At 35.5% G+C, this 13,400-nt stretch carries 14 protein-coding genes and 2 pseudogenes; 1 reads left to right on the plus strand and 15 read right to left on the minus strand.

Annotated features, from left to right (window positions below; all coding sequences use genetic code 11):
* Positions 1-210: 210 nt before the first annotated feature.
* From ACIQLB_RS24305 to ACIQLB_RS24360, 12 genes are all read right to left on the minus strand, one after another.
* Positions 211-663, minus strand: a complete 453-nt coding sequence (locus ACIQLB_RS24305) for a GNAT family N-acetyltransferase (protein ID WP_400731286.1) — start codon at positions 661-663, stop codon at positions 211-213.
* A 163-nt stretch (positions 664-826) separates the two neighbouring features.
* On the minus strand, positions 827-1,705 hold the full coding sequence (locus ACIQLB_RS24310; RefSeq protein WP_400731287.1) for a DMT family transporter: 879 nt from the start codon (positions 1,703-1,705) through the stop codon (positions 827-829).
* Between the two features lie 62 nt (positions 1,706-1,767).
* Positions 1,768-2,580 (minus strand): TrmB family transcriptional regulator, encoded by an 813-nt coding sequence (locus tag ACIQLB_RS24315; protein WP_400731288.1) that lies wholly within the window; start codon positions 2,578-2,580, stop codon positions 1,768-1,770.
* Between the two features lie 237 nt (positions 2,581-2,817).
* Complete coding sequence (locus ACIQLB_RS24320) at positions 2,818-3,036, minus strand: hypothetical protein (RefSeq protein WP_400731290.1); 219 nt, start codon at positions 3,034-3,036, stop codon at positions 2,818-2,820.
* Between the two features lie 465 nt (positions 3,037-3,501).
* Positions 3,502-3,651 (minus strand): hypothetical protein, encoded by a 150-nt coding sequence (locus ACIQLB_RS24325; protein WP_400731292.1) that lies wholly within the window; start codon positions 3,649-3,651, stop codon positions 3,502-3,504.
* A gap of 336 nt (positions 3,652-3,987) precedes the next feature.
* Positions 3,988-4,140: a DUF5071 domain-containing protein gene (locus tag ACIQLB_RS24330; RefSeq protein WP_400731294.1), complete on the minus strand. Its 153-nt coding sequence runs from the start codon at positions 4,138-4,140 to the stop codon at positions 3,988-3,990.
* Positions 4,137-4,316, minus strand: coding sequence for a DUF5071 domain-containing protein (locus tag ACIQLB_RS24335; RefSeq protein ID WP_400731296.1), 180 nt, complete (start codon positions 4,314-4,316; stop codon positions 4,137-4,139). Before ACIQLB_RS24335 ends, ACIQLB_RS24330 begins: the two co-directional genes overlap by 4 nt.
* A gap of 302 nt (positions 4,317-4,618) precedes the next feature.
* On the minus strand, positions 4,619-5,056 hold the full coding sequence (locus tag ACIQLB_RS24340; protein WP_400731297.1) for a VOC family protein: 438 nt from the start codon (positions 5,054-5,056) through the stop codon (positions 4,619-4,621).
* Positions 5,057-5,393: 337 nt separating this feature from the next.
* A complete protein-coding gene (locus tag ACIQLB_RS24345; protein WP_400731299.1) occupies positions 5,394-5,822 on the minus strand; it encodes an NUDIX hydrolase in 429 nt (142 codons plus the stop codon).
* Between the two features lie 280 nt (positions 5,823-6,102).
* Positions 6,103-6,480, minus strand: a complete 378-nt coding sequence (locus tag ACIQLB_RS24350; protein WP_400731301.1) for a VOC family protein — start codon at positions 6,478-6,480, stop codon at positions 6,103-6,105.
* A gap of 250 nt (positions 6,481-6,730) precedes the next feature.
* A complete protein-coding gene (locus ACIQLB_RS24355; RefSeq protein ID WP_400731302.1) occupies positions 6,731-7,054 on the minus strand; it encodes an alpha/beta fold hydrolase in 324 nt (107 codons plus the stop codon).
* 155 nt (positions 7,055-7,209) lie between these two features.
* The gene (locus ACIQLB_RS24360) at positions 7,210-7,527 is read right to left on the minus strand and encodes an alpha/beta fold hydrolase (protein ID WP_400731304.1); all 318 of its coding nucleotides are present in this window, start codon (positions 7,525-7,527) and stop codon (positions 7,210-7,212) included.
* A 326-nt stretch (positions 7,528-7,853) separates the two neighbouring features.
* Between ACIQLB_RS24360 and ACIQLB_RS24365 the strand changes: the two genes are divergently transcribed.
* Entirely contained in the window at positions 7,854-9,953 is a 2,100-nt protein-coding gene (locus tag ACIQLB_RS24365) for a hypothetical protein (RefSeq protein ID WP_400731306.1), read from the plus strand.
* 141 nt (positions 9,954-10,094) lie between these two features.
* On the opposite strand, the gene ACIQLB_RS24370 is transcribed toward ACIQLB_RS24365, so the two are convergent.
* The 3 genes and pseudogenes from ACIQLB_RS24370 to ACIQLB_RS24380 form a co-directional block, all read right to left on the minus strand.
* Complete coding sequence (locus ACIQLB_RS24370) at positions 10,095-11,330, minus strand: DNA polymerase IV (RefSeq protein WP_400731308.1); 1,236 nt, start codon at positions 11,328-11,330, stop codon at positions 10,095-10,097.
* A 172-nt stretch (positions 11,331-11,502) separates the two neighbouring features.
* Positions 11,503-11,765: pseudogene (locus tag ACIQLB_RS24375) on the minus strand (helix-turn-helix domain-containing protein); the annotation flags it as partial.
* A gap of 265 nt (positions 11,766-12,030) precedes the next feature.
* A pseudogene (locus tag ACIQLB_RS24380) lies at positions 12,031-12,824 on the minus strand (COG4705 family protein).
* Positions 12,825-13,400: the final 576 nt, after the last annotated feature.

Raw genomic sequence — 13,400 nt, forward strand, 5'->3', positions numbered from 1 at the left:
TGAATTCGGAGGGTTATTTGGGTTGCGCTTTTTAGTATAGCATGAAGTGTTTTTTAATTTAAAAGATTTTTATTGACAATCTATTAGCTGGTTTAGTTTAAGTACGATTTTTCACAAACGTTAAAAACTACTCGGATTTATGCATAACTAAGTGAAAAGCGTAGGAAAGAATTTGCCCTGTTAGTTGAACAGTATTCACCCTTTTTTAACCTATAGATCTTGAGATAAACGAACCATATCCCTGCACTGAATACCGTTCTCAAAAATTTCTGCTGGGTAATGCTTAACAAAAAAGTCCATATCAACACCAATTATTCTAAAACCGCATTTTTGATAAAGAGCCAATTGCCCTATGCTTGAATTTCCAGTTCCAATGTCTATTGTTTTGTATCCTTTTGTCTTAGCTACCTTAATTGCATCCATTACTAACTGTTTCCCTATACCTCTACCGTGTTGCTCTTCTACGACTGCAACATTCACCAGCTCCACTGTTTCTGGTCTTGTTGGAAGTAATACATAAACTCCAATAATTTGCTGTTCGATTTCAGCTACAAAACATTCGCCCCTATTGACATATTCCTCAATAATCTCTCTTGAAGGGTCAGCCAATAGCAACAATTCCATTGAAAGTTTTTCATCTTTATTAAGTTTCCTAATCTCCATTTTAATCTCCTTTATTAACCTCTGACTTTTTTGTTTATACCATTGTTTCTTAAACTAATCTACCCCGATAGTTAATTAAGGGTACTTTTTCATTTCAACTTGAATGTAAGGAATCATATTTTGTACCTTAAACTGCACTATTAGTGTGAGCGAATAAATTAATTTACACTTTTTCTAAACCCCTTTCTTTTTTGGGAGAGTAACTGATCCCCACAAACACTAGAAATACTCCGAGAAGCTGGTAGACATCAGGACGGTAGTTCAAAATAGTTGCATCCAGTAAGATTGCAATAACCGGATCAACAAAGACTAAAATTGCAATTGTTTGTGCCTTTAACTCACGTAAACTACTGAAAAATAAATAAAACACAAATCCCGTGTGAATAAATCCTGTAACAAGGATATAGAACCAGTTTTCAACGGTAAGATGAATGAAGTTTGACCAATCCACTAATGGCATCAATAATAAAACACCCAGACTTGTTTGAATAACGGTTGTTAACAAAGGACTAAGTTTTTTTATTCCCTTTCCCGTAATAGAAGTTAGAGCGTAGAAGAATGCTGCTGCAAACGCCCATAAAACACCGGTGGATAAAAATCCAGCCATAGTTGTATGTTGATGAATTCCCCCAACTAACAATGTCCCTAAAAAGCAAACAAAGAAAAAGACCAATCCCATTTTTGTTATTTTTTCTTTGAAAATAACAGAGCCTAAGAGAAGTACAATAACAGGTGCTAAATGATAAATGGATACCGCCACAGTAATGGGCATTACTTCTAAAGAACGAAAGAAAAACACCCAATTTACGATAAGAAAAACACCGCATAATAAGGCAAGTAAATACTCCCTACGAGGGATAGGAGTTTTCCTCTGTTGTTTTGTTTTTAATGTACTAATCCCCCATATTGTTCCCAAAAGAATACTTGCACAGAGGCAACGCACAAAAACTAGTTCAATCGAATGCAGACCTGTTTTTTCTGAAAATAGACCGACTGAACCGAATATAGCCATGGAGATGGCAAACTTTAATTTGGCAAACATTTAACGCTCTCCTACGTAGTTATTGTTATAACTATTATTAATTTGATGGTAAAAAAACAGCTTTATGCTAAGCTGTTTTTTCCTGTCATTACATGAATTAAATCTTCTCGCGCTTTCCATAGCTCATCTAGCTTTTCAGGACCGAATGCATTTGTGATTTCTTCTACCATAATGTCGTGCCTAATATATTCAGTAGCAATAAGGACAAGTGCAGGATCTGTTGACTTCACAGCCCACTCTGAACCTCTGTCGCTAAACTTAGCAATTAGAGCTTCTTCTTCATCTCGAATGAGAATAGTCAAATATCCACCCATGCGTTTACTCACAATTTCTGGGGCCATGTAGTTGTGATGATAGGTATGTCCCAATGTCTCACTTTCAGCCCCAAATAAAACTGTAAAAATTGGTATCGAGCCTTCTTTCTCCCGAACAGCTTTTTCAATATCTTTCAACACAGGAGCCCAAATTGATAGCCAAATCTCTTTTTCTGCGGATCGAATCATCGAAAGCATTTCTTGAACAATATGGTCGTAATGGACAATTCTCGTCACGACGTCCACTTTTTGATCACTTTCTAAAACTGTAAGAGATGACTCTAACAATTCAAATGATGTATTCATCTCTTCTTTAAGACGAGAAAGCAGTAGTTTTGGCTCTACAGCTTTATAGATAATGGGGTCAGAGGGAACCGTTTGAATAGCCCCTTTATCAAGTAATTTCCCTAACACTTCATAAATCATTGACCGTGGAACCCCAGAACGCTTACTTATTTCATAGCCAGTAATTGCAGGGGATTTCAATAAACCTATATAGGCCATACACTCGTATTTTGAAAATCCATGCTTTTGCAATTCGATTATCGCTTTGTCTTCCATAAGTCCACCTCCTTAGTAGTTAATGTACTAACTACTATATAACATTCATACCAAAAAATCTATAATTTTAGAGCTATGAGAATTGAACAATAACGAAATTATAAATGCAAAAAAATAAGGATACCCAATTATCACCACTGGATTCATATGTTCAACTAAGCTAAATTTCCCCATTCAAGCCATAACCGCTATCCCATTCCAAGAGAACTTAAAATCAAGCATATTGTAAAAAACAAATTATAATCTTTCTTTAAATAATCCAACGAATATATTTGCAATAAGGAAATAAAAGGCCAACAAAATGATTGATAGATACAAACTAAATCCTTTTAAACCTGGTATTACAAAAGTAAATGTGATTCCAGTAGTAAAGACAATTGCTGTCATACTTAATTTCATAAACTTTAAGCGATTCTTTTGTACTTGTTCACAAAAAATTTCATCAGACTTTTTCAATGAAAACACTTCCTAAAAAAATAGTATTAATACAAAGTATATATTAGTTTGTTATTGAACTAACCTGCTCCTTTAGTTTAAGTGAAAATCTTCACAATTTCTTTCCTCCATAACGAATTTCTTTAAATGTGTACTCAAGAAAATGGCCCGATTGTGGAATAAGAAAAGATCCTGCATATCAACACAGGATCTTTAATCAATCTTTATTATAAATGATCAATTTTTTTATAAAAATAAGTTCCTTTTAAATTACTGCAACATTAGATTGATTTAATTGTTGTAGTAAATAGGGTCATTTGTGGTAAAAAAGAGGATAGATAGAGCAAATTTTATTTAAGCTCTTCTATCCTTTTAATTTCTATACATATAATGTGTGACATTAAATAAGAATTCACTAATTAAAATAGTTTCAGCTTAAAACTTGACTTTTAATAAAATTTTAATCTTCCTATGTTTTCATTCATATTATTTATCTGCTTGTTCTTGCTTCTTTTTCAAATACTCCGCACGTATTTTTTCAAGTTGCTGCTTTTTATCAAATTTGGCAGGCTTGTGTTTTTCATGATACTTTGCCACAGCTACCTGACCTTTTGTATCCAATTGATATTTCCCCACTTTGTTCACCTACTTTTCTTGACTTGTCTTTTAAAGAGAATTTATTCAACAAATTTCAACAAATATAATATACCTTATTTTACTGAAGTAAACCTTATTAGTGTACTGTTAACCTTGCATATAGCTTAAAACATTAAAAACTTAGTTAAATAATTCATCGCCAAATGGTATTTACGATACTTATCTATTCAATTTTGAATTTGCTGAATCCTATAAAGTCGTCAATCAAATCGCTAATTTTGACCCAAACAAAAAGACCCCCTTATGTGACTTACTTCACCACAGAAAATGAATGATGGTTAAGTTCTTTGATGGGAGTTGAAAAGGGATATTTTTTTAGATTGTTTCCAAAATCTCTTTTGCGATTTCATCAAGTTCTTCTGCGAGTTCATTATGTGTAGGTGTTTCAGCAACTCTTGTTAAATACTCTCTAAACTGAACTCTTGACTCTACTGGTAATTCAATAACCAAAAGTGTAAAACAAATCACTTCCAGTTTTCGTCATCTGAAGATAAAACATTTTGCACATGTGGGACAATTTCTTCTGGAAAAGTTAAAAGTAATTCTAATATGCTTGATGCTACTGGCCAATTCATATCTTGAATCCATTCAAGAAGGTTAGGCAGTAAAGGTAATATTTTATCTCTATCCAATTTTTTAAGCATTTCTACTCTAGCATTATCATGTTTATGTCTTGGTAAAACATCTCCAAAATTTCCATAACACCATCTCTCCCTTAGATTTTACACATGGCAGTCTATTTATTATATCAGTCTTTATTAAACTAATCCGCACCGTTGACTCAATAAGAAAAGCTACCTTTGACTTTGGTAGCTTGATCCTAAACTCCTGCACCCTGTTAGTTTAATAGTGGGGAAAACAATGAAGCCTCTTGTTAGGTAAATAAAAGGAAACTGAAATCTGGAGCTGTTCATTACAGAATTCTTTCGATTTTAATTAACATTACTTATTTGATTTCCTCAGCCAACTCCAAAATAATTCCCTCTGGACCACGAACGTAGCATAATTTATAACTTTCTTCATATTGCTGTATCTCACTAAAGATTTCCGTACCCTTCTTTTTCAATTTGGCAACAACAGCTTCAATATCTTCAACAGAAAATGCAATATGTCGGATACCCAGTGTATTTGCAAGGGGTTGCTGAATATCTTTTTCATCTGACGGTGTATAAAATTTGATTAGTTCTATCCATGTCTGACCGTCTGGCATTCCTAATCCTACACACGCTACTTTAACGTCATTAAGCCCAACTGCATATCCCATCAAATCTCCTTCCATATCCCATTCCCCTTTCACCTCAAGTCCAAAATCGTGAAAAAACTCTTTAGCGGCTGAGAGATCATTTACGATGACTCCCACATGATCTATTCTTTGAATCTTCAAATTTCATACCTCCTATGTTCCTGTTATTTTGCACCATCCTGAATTCAAATTCTAGTATTAACAATGGGACGATTAATGTATCACTTTGATTATTAAACAATACTGCGTAGTTAGTTGAAGAAGAAAAAGATGGGATCTTTGTGGAATCCCATCTTGAGGTAAAACCCCCGTTCATTGAATAAGGCTGTTTTCTCAAAGATTGTTGCTTCCCTTTTAACTATCTTCTTTAACTAAAGCACTCGATAACTTAAGTATATTGCTTCACAATTTTAACTTTATTAAAAAAGAATGCTGCTTAATTTGTACAAGTAAGAGGGTTCTTATCTTATTTAGCGATCTAAAGCAAATCGAATAATCCTTCTGGAACTAATTTTAATTTATTATTTTTAAAATCGTTAATTGGCTTCCAAAGCAATTTGAAGGTTGCGCCATTATCTTCTTGCCCAAAAAAAGAAGTCTTTTCATAAAAGGACTTTTCAACAAATTTAGCATCATATACAAAAACTACTTCGTGTCCAAGGTCACCGTTAAATGTAAATATGTTTTCAATTGTACCTAAATAGTTTAAATTAGTTATATCTGCTTCGATTTCTTCAAGTACTTCTCTCTTTAATGCTTCAGAACTTGTCTCCCCGTATTCAATTCCTCCGCCAATTGGTCGATAGAAATGATCACACTTTACTTCATTAATGCCTTCAGCGACAAGTATCGAATCGCCTTTCCTAAATACACAAATAGCTATTGCTCGAATTTGTTTTTTCTTCATCCTATACCTCCATTATCACTGCTTCGATAGGTTCACAAGTTGCTTCGTGCAAGTGTTTTTAATTAAATCAATAAATATTGTATAACTAACTTGCGTCTTTAGTTCAAATGGAAATATTCACCATTTCTTCGCTCCATAAAAATTTTCTTCAAATGTGTTACCAGAGAAAATGGCCCGATTGTTGAACACAAGTTAAGCACACTCTTCAACTAATCTGCCCCGCTAGTTGAAGAGCAACAGTCTTTAGGAAAACAGCCTTTAATAAAAAAGATATTACGAATTAAATTTGTACTTCGCACATTAAAGCATGTGTATTTCCTTCAGTATCTTTAAAGAAAGCCATCCACGTTTCTGTATTTCCCATTTTCGCAACAACATGTGGTTGATCAATAAAGGACACTCCTTTTTCAAGCAATTCTTCGAAGGTTTTTTTTAAATCTTCGACCTGAAAATAGATAACTGAACTTGAATTTACAAATTCATTTTTTTCAGGAAGTGAAAGAAGAAGTCGTTGCCCATTGCACTCAAAAAATGCCATACTTTCTGTACTAAAAAGAAGGGATAATCCTAATACTTCTTTATAAAATTCAATTGCATTTTCTATATTTTTTACTGGTACTCCAATTTGTCCAATTTTTTGAATTACATTAGTTTCCATTATTATTCCTCCGTTAAACACTCGATTTGTATGCCAAATAGTAAGAGCCACAATCCTATCTATTCTATTTAATCTGAACATTCTCCTTCTTCTTCAACCATTCTGCCCCGTTAGATGCGTCGAATGTAAATTTTGGGGACATCGATATTCGCAGATCCTCAAGGAGAAATCTTACCTTCACTCTAATCAACTTAAAAATATGGCATGCGTTTTATATGTTTCTACCCTACCTTTTATTCTGCACTATGTACTATTTAATAATCTTTCCTTCTGGTAACTTACCATCTATTAGCCATTCTTCTACAAAACGGTTAAAGAACTCAGGATTCGCTAATGAAACACCGTGGCCGATATTAGATAGCATAACTCCTTGACAATTGGGGTTGCTATTAACAACAAGATGAAGCGCAGATTTTTTCATATTGCCCTTCTCTTTTTCACCAACAGTTACTAAAATGTTACATTGGGCTTTCGAAAAATCATGCGGGATAGCAAATGACATATTCTCTTGCAATATTTTAATAAGGGTTATCAATGGTCGAATCCATTTCTCTGCAATTGGGGAAGGTGTCACTAAAGCACTGTTGATGATGGCAAAATCTATTAATTGCTTCTATCAATTACGCCTCGGCATAATTGCGTCCAGAATCGGCCGGAGGCTTTAACTTCTTTCAGCGGTTGTTTGGACACCCACTGAAAAGTAGCTTCACTCCGCATTCATCTCACCAACTATAGAAGTGGGAGACTTCCGCTGAAAGAAGTTAAACTAACCATTTGAGTAGCAATTTGTGCTCCTAATGAAAAACCGACTACTATGACACGTTTATTTTTTGCTTTTTCTTCTATTATAGATAGAAGCTTTTTTGCACTATCTTCAATTGAAAAATCAGAGGTATTATTAGCCTCATTATCTATTAATTCTGGTACAACGCAATGATAATCGGAAAAGTATAGGACCTGTTTATCCCACATCCACCCTCCAACACCACCCCCATGAATCAACAGTATGAGTGGCTTATGTAGATCACCGTACTCCTTATAATGCATTACCACACCTTCTTTCTTTGTTCTTGTATTCCCTGGGAAATAAACAGATTATTCTTACATATTTTGAATCATCACCAAAAGCAGTGGATAATTTTGTTAAAGTGTATGCCATAATTATAAGTTGATTGGAGTGGAGACTTTGCGACTTCTCGGGGTATACTTTTACACATTGTATTTATTTTACCAATTTATAGTGTTTGTGTGTCATATTTATATTTACTCATGCATATATAATACTTGAAACACATTTTGCATTTTTTGAAGCATCGTGGCTCTTGGGATTGAGGAAGAAAGACAAAAAAATAATAAACATGGAGGTAATAAAGATGGATCAAAACAAAACGAACGAAGCAAAAGAATTAGTAAAAGCCATTACCCCTTCCAGTTTAGGAGAATTTCCCCTCGCACCAATTAGTGGCTTATATGCATGGAGTGAACAGCAAATCCGTGAGGAACTTCGCCTCGACGTAGACGGATACTACTCACAAATGGTAGCAAGTGGGACTATTATTTCAAGCCAGTCTTCTACTATTCATTGGATTGCCAAGTTAACTGCTCATGGTCAAGATACTTGGACAGGCAATATTCGAAATAAATACCTAGACGAACTACAATCATTTCCTTATACAAATGTAAAAATACAAGTAACACGCGGTTCATTTCCTGAACAGCATACTGCAGAAGTCGCATTTCTGATTGGAGGGGAGACAGACAGAACTAGCACGTTCCAGTTTCAATCTCCTTACTTCCATCCTGTGGAATTTGAATTTGATGCTGAAGAAGGGACAACACCAGTTACAACCTATCAAACTCACGCTCATCCAGACAAGCCTACATCATTGCCGGATGAAACTCTATCAATCGCAGAGGTTTTTAAACGAACTGGGTTTGATGTAAAATTATCAGAAGGTAATAATATTGTTTCCAAAGACTATACAGGGACTGATAAAAAGTGGAACACTCAAGAGATGCATGATGCCATGCAAGTATATTGGTCACACTTTGATAATAAGCCCCAATGGTCCATGTGGACATTCTTTGCTAATTCGGAAGCTGAAGAAGGCCATGGTCTAGGCGGTATTATGTTTGATAGCATAGGTCCGAATCAACGTCGAGGAACAGCCATTTTTAATAATTCATTTATTGCCGATCCACCTAAAGGTGACCCCGCTCCTGAAGCTTTTGTACAGCGATATCGTTTTTGGTGTGCTTGCCATGAGATGGGACATGCTTTTAATCTTCTGCACTCTTGGCAAAAACACCTAGGTCATCCTTGGGAACCTTTGGAGCGCCCTCTTATCCCAGAACCAAAGGCTTTAAGCTTTATGAATTATCCTTACAATTTTGATAGTAAAGCTGCTGGCAAGGAGTTCTTTAAAAACTTTGAGTATCGTTTTAGTGATCAAGAGCTTTTATTTATGCGACACGCACCTGAACGCTTCGTACAAATGGGTAATGCTGACTGGGCTGTTGATCATGGTTTTGAACAACCGATCATTTCTACTCATCCTTCTTTCAATCTTGAATTGAGGGTTAACCGTAAATCACCTATATTCCAATGGTTAGAACCTACAGTTATTGAAATCAAACTAACGAATACTTCGAATCAACCTCAGTCAATCAATAAACATTTATTGTCCGATTTATACGGAATGTCTGTAATGGTTAAAAAAGATGGAAAACAAGGACGTCGGTTACTACCTCATGTTCAGTATTTATGGAATATAGAGAACAAAGTAATGATGCCAGGTGAATCAATTTACGAAACCATTTTCGCTTCCGTTGGGAAAAATGGCTGGTTAATTGATGACCCAGGATTTTATAACATTCAAGTGGCTATGCAAATAAATGGCCATAACATCGTATCAAATAACTTAAGACTTCGAGTTTTACCACCTACCGGATACGATCAGGAATTCCTTGCTCAAGACTTTTTCTCTGAAGAAGTCGGCCGTGTTCTTGCATTGGATGGAAGTCGTTATCTTGAAAAAGGGAACGATATCCTTCGTGAGGTAACCGAAAAACTTAGTGACCATGCTGTTGCTCTTCACGCGCATATCGCTCTTGCTAAACCATTGGCGTTCGATTATCAATTCCTTGACTTCACAGGTAACTCAGATACAAGAGGTAAAATCAAAATAATACCTGCCCAACCAGATGAGGCACGAAGACAGTTTACTTCTGCTTTAACAGAGCACAAGCAAATTGCTGCTAAGACACTTTCAAATATAGACTATCATGAATACATGGGCACATTCAGTGAATTCCTAAGTAACCAGGAAGAAAATAAGGAAGCCGCAGAGGTACAGAATGTCCTTTATCAAACGCTGGCTGAACGGAATGTTCTTGATAGTGTATTACAAAATATCAAAAATCGCCGTGAAAACTATGAACAAAAGGAAAATGAACATTTTACGAACATATAATATTTCCACCTAAATAAGCAGCTTTCAACCTAAATACAAATAGAAAACCGTTATTTCGAAAGAAAGATTGATCGAAATGACGGTTTTCTGTTTGATCTTAAAGTTTGATTATTTCTTAATTGAACTAAAATTCGTTTCTTTTTACTTATGTTCGTCCCAAAAGTCCTTACTAAAACTCGTATTTGCTTGATATTTCCCTACTGGTTTGGCAATATCTGACCCCCGCAAAATTGTTCCTTTTCCAAACTTTTGCTCGATTTGATCGACCAGTTTAATGATTGGTTCATCTTTTACATGCTCTTCAAAGTTAAATAACGTTAACTGCTGTGTCGTTTCTTTAATATCACTGACATTCGATACGGTAACACCCAGTAATCGTACTGGCTCTTCATCCCAATGCTTATTAAATAAATACCACGCTTGCTCAACGATATCCTCTTTAGTATGAATCGCGTTATTGATGGACTTACTTCGTGTACATGTTTCCCAGTCAGCTGAACGAATCATGATACTTACAGTTACCCCTGCAAGTTTCTTAGCCTTTAATCTTTCCGCTACCTTTTCAGAAAGTGTTGCGATTACTTTATATAGTTCATCTCTATCAGTCGTATCACTAGAAAGTGTTGTTGAGTTCCCTACACTTTTCGTATCATATATTGCTTCTGGATCAACTGGTCTGTCATCTTCGCCATTTGCCTTTTGTTTCATGCGCAGACCATTAATGCCAAAGTTTTGCTTTAATAAATATTCATCAGCTGCAGCTAGTTCTCCAATTGTTTTGATACCTAATTTACCCAATTTCTCCGCTGTACTTTTACCTACCCCATGCATCTCAATTACATTCAATGGCCACAATACTGCGGGAACATCACGCTTTCGGAGTACGGTAATACCCATTGGTTTTTTCATATCACTTGCCATTTTCGCTAAAAATTTATTCGGTGCTATGCCGATTGAACAAGGGAGTTGCAGTTCGTTCCAGATTCTATCTTGCATATTTTGTACGTGTTGCAATACATGTTGGCCTTCAACGATAGGAAGTTGTAAATATCCTTCATCGATTGAAACTGGTTGGAGAATGTCGCTATACTCCTTCAACAAATTAAAAAAAGACTTGGACGCAGCTCTATATCGTTCGAAATTAGGAGGTAGTACAATTAGCTCTGGGCACTTTCGCCGCGCCTCCCCGACATTCATAGTTGTATAAACACCACTTGCTCTTGCTTCGTAGCTACAAGTAATAATAATACCTCTACGTTCTTTAGGATTACCTGCGATGGCTACTGGTTTCCCTTTTAGTGAGGTATTGTAAATTTGTTCAACAGAGGCATAAAAGCAATTAAGGTCAATATGTAAAATGATTCTTCCTTTATGCATATTTTATCACCTCATTTTACTAACCAGAGTTTCTTCAGAATTCTTAGCAGTCCTTCTATATTTCCTTAATCATAACATGTAAGCAATCTTACAGCTTCTACATCGAAATTGGATTTGTTGGAGAAGATTGTACGGTATTCTTTTTAAACTTGAATCGTGGTGCTTTATTCTATTTTTCGAAGAATCAAGTAAACAAATCAGCAAGGTTTTATCGTGCGGATTGAATCGCAATGTTGTCTACTTCTATCAACCTTACTAACTCTTTCTTTAGTTGTGTTAATTGCGAAGAAACCCTTTACAAGTTTCTTTGTACACTTCATTCCATTGTGCCCAAAAGTGATTGAATACAAAGCGAGAACAACCAATTGTTTTAGCAATCAATGTTTCTTGTTCTTTTTTGGATAGATGCGAAATTTGTATGCTATTGACTAACATTGATTTCACCTTAACACCAGAACATTCGTTTCTACTTTATCACAATGTTATCGTTTTTGGCTATCGCCAACCGACATTCATCTCCCACTTGCTATTAGCTGTAACCTCCTTGAATTGGGCGTCTTCTGTCGGAAATAATCAAATCCCAAAACTATCAAATTTCACTATATTTTTGGTCAATAAAAGTAAAAAAACTGAGAGTATTCAATTTAATGAAAACTCTCAGCCTTTTTGTATTGGCCTCTTTTCTACTACTCTTTTATATTTAGGATAAGATCGTATCTCTTTTTGTTTTAGTCAAATAAATGATTAAAATAAAAATTATAATAAGAAAGATAGCGCTCGTTCCGATAGTACCTAGACCAAGACCACCATCTGCACGAGACTGTGACAAGTAGTCACCGAAAGATGCTCCAAGTGGGCGTGTTAGGATGTAAGCAATCCAGAAAGCCAATACGGCATTCAACTTGAATCCGTAATGTGCAATCATAACTGCAAGAATCAAGCCAGCGAATATGAGACCAGACTTCCAGTACCCTAAGTCCATACCCTCTGATATAAGATCACCAGCTGCCGTACCCAAAGCGAAGGTAAAGAGGATGGTTAACCCGTAGAAAGCTTCACGCTTGCTTGTATAGATGGAATGAATAGACAATGTTTTTTCACTCATATACCAAACGACAAATGTCACGAATAACGCAATAGAAAAGAAAATAGTAGTCGTCTCTAGAGCGACCCTGAAATTGTCTACGAGGTTGTCTGTGATTAAAGTTCCGACAATACTAATTAGCACAACCACAAGCCAATAGATCCACGGCACGTACTTTTTCGATTTGAACTGGATAAACAAAGTAACAAGCAAGAGTCCACTCATTAAAAAGGTCGTATTGGACAAACCCCAGTGAAGTTAAAATTCAGGAAATCTGCAGCCGTCTCACCTACCGTAGTTGCCATAGTCTTGATGATCCAGAAGAAGATTGTAACTTCTGGAACCTTGCTCAATACCTGTTGTAATGAGGGGGCCACTGTTTCTTCAGATAAAAACGAATTTTTAATCATTTAATCCATCTCCTTCTTATTCATATCAACTAGTCATACATACACTTACACATTTCCATGATGACTGTTACATGCCAACTAAAACTACATGAACCTTTAACAAATACCACTGAATAATCATGTGGGAATCATTTGGACATTGAATCATGTAGTATCTTTAGGAACTTATTTACAGCCTCCACTTTAACAGGTCGTAATGAGAAGTTAACGAATCTTTTATAAGAAGTTGATTAAAGATTAATGAGTAATTTCTCATTTTTTTACTTTGGACTATTACTATCACTTCCCAGTTCTAAAGTACAAAAAAAATACACCTCCCTTTGAAGGTGTATCCTTACTTTAATCAACAAATGTATAATCACCATCACTTTCAAGTAAATCCTTCAAAATGATTAGCGCTTGTTCCAGCTGATTTTCAGGTGCAGTGATTGCTAAACGAACTGCATTTACCGGCTTCGCATTTCCTACTGCAAAACGCTCATAATCATGTGGGAATCATTTGGACATTGAATCATGTAGTATCTTTAGGAACTTATTTACAGCCTCCACTTTAACAGGTCGTAATGAGAAGTTAAC

It is taken from the genome of Lysinibacillus sp. NPDC092081 (assembly GCF_044755845.1).
Classification (GTDB): Bacteria; Bacillota; Bacilli; order Bacillales_A; family Planococcaceae; genus Lysinibacillus.